Origin of the sequence: Flavobacterium sp. A45 (genome assembly GCF_002001005.1) — a bacterium.
Taxonomy (GTDB): Bacteria; Bacteroidota; Bacteroidia; order Flavobacteriales; family Flavobacteriaceae; genus Flavobacterium.
Genome location: NZ_MUNX01000058.1, coordinates 44308 through 50716 on the forward strand (window position 1 = coordinate 44308; position 6409 = coordinate 50716).

Annotated in this window: 4 protein-coding genes; 3 read left to right on the forward strand and 1 reads right to left on the reverse strand. The window is 33.8% G+C overall.

Annotation, left to right across the window (positions count from 1 at the left end; all coding sequences use genetic code 11):
• Nucleotides 1-16 precede the first annotated feature (16 nt).
• Nucleotides 17-913 (reverse strand): MerR family transcriptional regulator, encoded by an 897-nt coding sequence (locus B0E44_RS04350; RefSeq protein WP_077370979.1) that lies wholly within the window; start codon nucleotides 911-913, stop codon nucleotides 17-19.
• Nucleotides 914-1112: 199 nt separating this feature from the next.
• Here B0E44_RS04350 and purB point away from each other — a divergent pair, with 199 nt between their 5' ends.
• The 3 genes from purB to B0E44_RS04365 form a co-directional block, all read left to right on the forward strand.
• Nucleotides 1113-2459, forward strand: coding sequence for an adenylosuccinate lyase (gene purB, locus B0E44_RS04355; protein ID WP_077370980.1), 1347 nt, complete (start codon nucleotides 1113-1115; stop codon nucleotides 2457-2459).
• A 166-nt stretch (nucleotides 2460-2625) separates the two neighbouring features.
• Nucleotides 2626-4866, forward strand: coding sequence for a cation:proton antiporter (locus tag B0E44_RS04360; RefSeq protein ID WP_077370981.1), 2241 nt, complete (start codon nucleotides 2626-2628; stop codon nucleotides 4864-4866).
• A gap of 393 nt (nucleotides 4867-5259) precedes the next feature.
• The coding region (locus tag B0E44_RS04365) for a P-loop NTPase fold protein (protein WP_077370982.1) at nucleotides 5260-6409 on the forward strand (1150 nt) is incomplete at its 3' end.

The following is a 6409-nucleotide window of genomic DNA, read 5'->3' on the forward strand; positions in this document are numbered from 1 at the left end:
AATATTAAACAAAAAATTAAATCTTTTCTATTAAATCAGGAATGGAATCAAAAACTTTAACATCTACAGGAATTAAATTTGGATCAATGTACTGAGTCAACTTACCGATTAACCAAATTTGTGAGCCGTCACCCAAAAGTTCCTCACCCATAGTTTGCACATAATCATTGACATACTCCCTGTCTGGCTGTATCGTAAAATAGGACAGAAAAATAATTGAATTGAAATGTTTCTTTAAATCTTTCAAATAATTCAAAGGCATACTCTCACCCAAATATACAACTCTATAGCCTCTAGAAACTATTTCGTAATGCAAATAAACCAATCCTAATTCATGGATTTCGTTAAGAGGAAGCGACAACACATAAACCTTGTCTGTGTTTATTGGCTTATCTGCTTCAATTTTTTCAATATTGACTAATATTTTCTTTAACAACAAACAACTGATAAAATGCTCGTGAGCAGGCGTAATCGTATCAGTTTGCCACAACAGCCCAATTTCCTCCATTAATGGAATAAATACTTGATTAAAAATTTCCTTAAACGTTTTTTCTTCGAGTAACCAATTGTATGTATTAGAAAAAAGGTCTTGATCAAAATTCATCATAGCCATCTTAAAAGCATTGACAGCATGATTTTTAGCATTCTTTTTCGAAACAATTTCACGAATCATTTCGACTATTTTTTCCTCATTAAAGGTTGCGATTTTAGAGATTTTATACCCATAATCATGCAACAGAGTGATATTCAACAATTTTTGAAGACTTGGCAAAGAATACAGACGTATATTGGTATCGGTACGCATGGGCTGCAAGACATTGTATCGTTTTTCCCAAATTCGGATGGTATGCGCTTTTACACCTGAAAGATTTTCAAGATCCTTAATGCTAAAAACATTTTTTACATTGTTCATCAATATTTAATTTTTATTAAACAAATATAGTTATAATTTAAATTACTTTTTAAAAAAGTAATTTCATAATCTTTAAATATTTCATTTTCATCGAATAACTATACTTTTTATAACTAAATTCTTTGTCAAAGCTCAAAATTCGTACCTCCTAATCCCTAAATTCTCTTTATATTTGTGCCTTTCGAAAAAACAACAAAAAATGACTACTCTAAACGAATTGAATGCTATATCACCAATCGACGGTCGTTATAGAAATAAGACATTATCATTGGCTCCTTTTTTCTCTGAAGAAGCTTTAATAAAATACCGCGTATTAATTGAAATCGAATATTTCATTGCTTTATGCGAAGTACCTTTACCACAATTAAAAAACGTAAACCCAAGTTTATTCGGCAGTTTACGTGACATTTATAAAAACTTCTCTACCGAAGATGCTCTTTGGATAAAAGAAACCGAAAAAGTAACCAACCACGACGTAAAAGCCGTTGAGTATTTTATCAAAGACGCTTTTGAAAAACTGGGGTTATCAGAATACAAAGAGTTCATCCACTTTGGATTAACTTCCCAAGACATTAATAACACTGCTATTCCGCTTTCTACAAAAGACGCTTTTGAGAAAGTATATATGCCGTCGTTAATCACTTTGACATCCAAATTAAAAGAATTGAGCCAAGAGTGGAAGGACATTCCAATGCTTGCCCGTACACATGGACAACCAGCTTCTCCAACACGTTTGGGTAAAGAAATTGCCGTTTTTGTAGAGCGTCTGGAAGAACAAATGCGTTTGTTATTCAACATTCCGTTTGCAGCCAAATTTGGTGGAGCTACCGGAAACTACAATGCGCATCATGTGGCTTATCCACAAATTGACTGGAAACAATTCGGAACCAAATTTGTTCAAGAAAACTTGGGATTACACCATTCTTTTCCAACAACACAAATCGAACATTACGATCATTTTGCAGCCTTTTTTGATGCTCTAAAAAGAATCAATACTATCATTATAGATTTAGACCGTGACATTTGGACGTATGTTTCGATGGAATATTTCAAACAAAAAATAAAAGCGGGAGAAATTGGATCATCGGCTATGCCGCACAAGGTGAACCCAATTGATTTTGAAAACTCCGAAGGAAACTTAGGAATAGCGAATGCCATTTTCGAACATTTATCGGCTAAATTACCAGTTTCAAGATTGCAACGCGATTTGACCGACAGTACTGTTTTAAGAAACATTGGAGTACCTGTAGGACATACGTTAATTGCTTTTGAAGCTACCCTAAAAGGTTTGAACAAATTATTATTGAACGAATCCAAATTTCACGAAGATTTAGAGAAAAACTGGGCAGTTGTAGCCGAGGCGATTCAAACTATCTTACGTCGTGAAGCCTATCCAAACCCATACGAAGCCTTGAAAGGCCTAACAAGAACCAACGAAGCAATTGACAAAAAAGCCATTCATGGTTTTATTGCAACGCTTGATGTTTCGGATGCAATCAAAGCCGAATTGATGCAAATCACACCAAGTAATTTCTTGGGAATTTAATAAGCAACAAACTGTTTATATCAAAAGCTATCTTTTTAAGGTAGCTTTTTTTGTGGAGAAAATTAAATATCAAAAAAAGCAAACCATAAAGAATTTTCTTTTTTCGTAAATTAGCCATCGATGATTTTTACATATAAACTGCATTGATGAACTGCAATCCTACCTTATGAGTCTATTAGCCGAAGTATCAGAAACCACAAGCCATTTAAACCCTTTAATCAGTGATTTAGGTCTTATCTTAATGACTGCGACTGTTGCCGTTTTGATATTTAGAAAACTAAAACAGCCCTTGGTTTTGGGATATTTGATTGCGGGCTTTCTGGCCGGTAATCATTTTGATTTTTTTCCCTCCGTAAAAGAAATTAAAAGCGTAGAAGTTTGGGCAGAAATTGGTGTTATCTTTTTATTGTTCAGCCTAGGACTTGAATTTAGTTTCAAAAAATTAATGAAAGTAGGCGGAACAGCCTCTATCACTGCAGGAATTCAGATTGTAAGCATGTGTGTTTTGGGATATGCCGTTGGGCAATGGATGGATTGGCCCAAAATGGACAGTATCTTTTTGGGCGTAATTCTCTCAATTTCATCGACTACAATTATTTTAAAATCATTTGATGAATTGGGTGTTAAGACACAAAAATTTGCAGGAATTGTAATTGGCTCCTTAATTGTTCAAGATATATTAGCCATTTTGATGATGGTTTTATTATCAACGATTGCCGTGAGCAATCAGTTTTCTGGCGGCGACCTTTTAATGTCGGTATTAAAACTGCTCTTTTTTCTGGTGATTTGGTTTTTGGGTGGCATTTTTATCATTCCAACAGTACTCAAAAAAACCAAACATTTACTCACCGACGAAATGCTACTCATCATTTCTCTGGCTCTTTGCCTGATGATGGTTGTTTTAGCGGCAAATGCCGGTTTTTCGCCTGCACTTGGCGCTTTTATAATGGGATCCATCATTGCCGAAACCACCCAAGCCGAACATATTGAACACTTGGTAAAACCCGTAAAAGATTTATTTGGAGCCGTATTTTTTGTATCGGTCGGCATGTTAATCAATCCCGATGCGTTGTACCAACATGCTATTCCTGTCGTTATTCTCTCTGTTGTTACCATCTTCGGTCAATCCATCAGCTCTACTGTTGGCGCCATATTATCGGGACAACCACTTAAAGATTCAATTCGAACAGGAATGAGTTTATCTCAAATTGGGGAATTCTCCTTTATCATCGCGACTTTGGGAGTAACCTTGAAAGCAACCAATTCATTTCTGTATCCTATAGTAGTTGCAGTTTCGGCGGTAACTATATTCACGACTCCATTTATGATTAAATATTCACTCCCTTTTTCCGAATATTTGGCTCATAATTTACCTCGAAAATGGACCAAACGAATTGAACGTTATTCAGCGAGTACGCAAGCGATAAAAACAGTCAGTTTGTGGCAAACGGTTATCAATGCTTTTTTAATCCAGGTGATTGTACTTGTCGTAATCATACTTGCCGTCATCTTGCTTTCGTCTCGTTTTATATTGCCTTTGGTTGAAGATTATCATTTAGGAAATACAATGGGAGCTTTAATCACCTTGGGAATAGTCTCGCCTTTTTTGTGGGCGCTTGCTTTTCGAAGAGTCGCAACCGATGAAGTAGAACAATTAATGGAAGACCGCAAATCTCGTGGGCCGTTGACAATGCTCTTTTTTATACGCATAGTGCTGTCAATTATTTTTATTGGCTTACTGCTAAATATATTTTTCTCTCCAAAAATTGCGATGATTGCATTCATAGTTGCAGTGGTGATTTATTTAATTTTTCAAAAGAAACTCCACATTCAATACCACAAAATTGAAAATCATTTTCTGGCCAATTTGAACGACCGGGAAATTGAAAGAACTAAAAGAAGTCGAAGTGATTTAACTCCTTGGGACGGCCACATGGCAATATTTGACATTGCGGCTGAATCCAATATTGCCGGCGAATCGTTGAAAAACCTTCAAATGAGGGAAAATTTAGGAATAAATATTGTTTCGATAAAGCGGGGTGACATAACTATACACATTCCGAGTAGGAACGAACGTATTTTCCCAGGTGATGAAATTTGTGTTATCGGAACCGATGCCCAAGTACAGCAATTTAAAAAATACCTGGACCAACACGAAATGGATGTTTCTCCAGAAATTGTGGAACCCGATATTGTTTTACGCCAAATCGAATTAAAAAACCACACCTTCATTGGAAAAAGCATCAAAGAATCTAGACTGCGTGAAAAAACACAAGGGTTAATTGTCGGCATCGAAAAAAGAGGAAAACGAACTTTAAACCCAGAGTCGAATGTCATTCTGGAAAAAGATGATATTTTGTGGATTGTTGGAAACAAAAAACTATTGGCAGATTTGGCTCATGATTAGACTTTCCCTTATCTCATAAAAACACTGGTCGAAAAGCTGGTGTTTTTTTTTAGGAGCAGAACGTTAGTTTTTCATAACAGCTTCACTCCCGCTTTTCGTTTCAATCCACGCCCCAAAAGCGTGGGATTTCCACTGCAATCGGGGCTAGAGAACACGTTTATCATTCTAAAGAAATATTTCAAAAAACTTATTTTCAATGCTTTTGTTTTATTGCAAAGTAAAAACTATTAAAAATTTATGATTCATTTTTCATACATTTGAAAATAAACAAATACTGACGTTTACTAGACATAGCCAACCAATTTTGAGTGATAAGTCGGACATCGTCGTCAGACCTATAAACGAGTTAGCAGTCAGCTTACCGCACCGTAGAAAATCCAAGAACTTAAATAGATGAAAATTAAACATAACGAAATAGAAATTGATTGTTCAAATCCATTTTTAAACTGTAAATTAGGTAGACAAAAATATTCTACCGTTTTAACAGAAATCTTAGATTCTTATCCAGAAGGATTTGTTTTAGCAATTAATAATAAATGGGGAACTGGAAAAACTACATTTATCAAAATGTGGGAACAAGACTTAAAAAATAAAAATTATCAAACCGTATATTTTAATGCTTGGGAAAATGATTTTGAAAACAATCCATTAGTTGCTCTAATGGGCGAATTAAAGACATTAACAAATACTAAAACAGTACCTGCATTTAATAAAACTTTAAAAAAAGCTTCTATTCTATCTAAACAAATTTTACCTGTTATTGCACAAGCAGTTGCTGATAAATATATAGATACAAAGGAAATTAAAGATTTAATAAATGGAGTTAGCAAAGGAATTGCGGATGTATTTGAAAATGATGTCAACGAATACGCTAAAAAGAAAAAAAGCATTATTGAATTTAGAACCAGTTTAGCTTCATTTATCGCTAATACAAATCAAGGCAAGTCATTAGTATTTATAATTGATGAACTTGATAGATGTAGACCAAACTATGCCGTTTCAATTTTAGAACAAATTAAACATTTTTTTACAGTTCCAAATATCGTTTTTGTTCTTTCAATCGACAAAGAGCAATTGGGAAATGCTGTAAGAGGTGTTTATGGAAGTGATAGAATCGATGCAGATGAATACTTAAGAAGATTCATTGATATTGAATACTCAATTCCTAAACCTGAAAAAGAGGTATACAATAAATATTTATACGATTATTTTAGATTTGATGATTTTTTAGAGAAAGAAACTAGAAAGCGTCATTCCGAATTGAATTCAGATAAAAAAAGTTTTTTACAAATATCTGAAATATTATTTTCAAATTCTCCTATTACATTAAGACAACAAGAAAAAATATTTTCGCATTCTAGATTAGCTTTACGTGCATTTAAAGACAATATGTACTTAATTCCAGAAGTTTTTCTTTTCTTAATATTTATAAAGGTAACAGATGAAGAAAAATATAATAAAATAAAGTCTAAACAATTAACTATTACAGAACTCCAAGAGGAATATTATAAAATAGTAAAAGATAAATTAAATAATGATACTG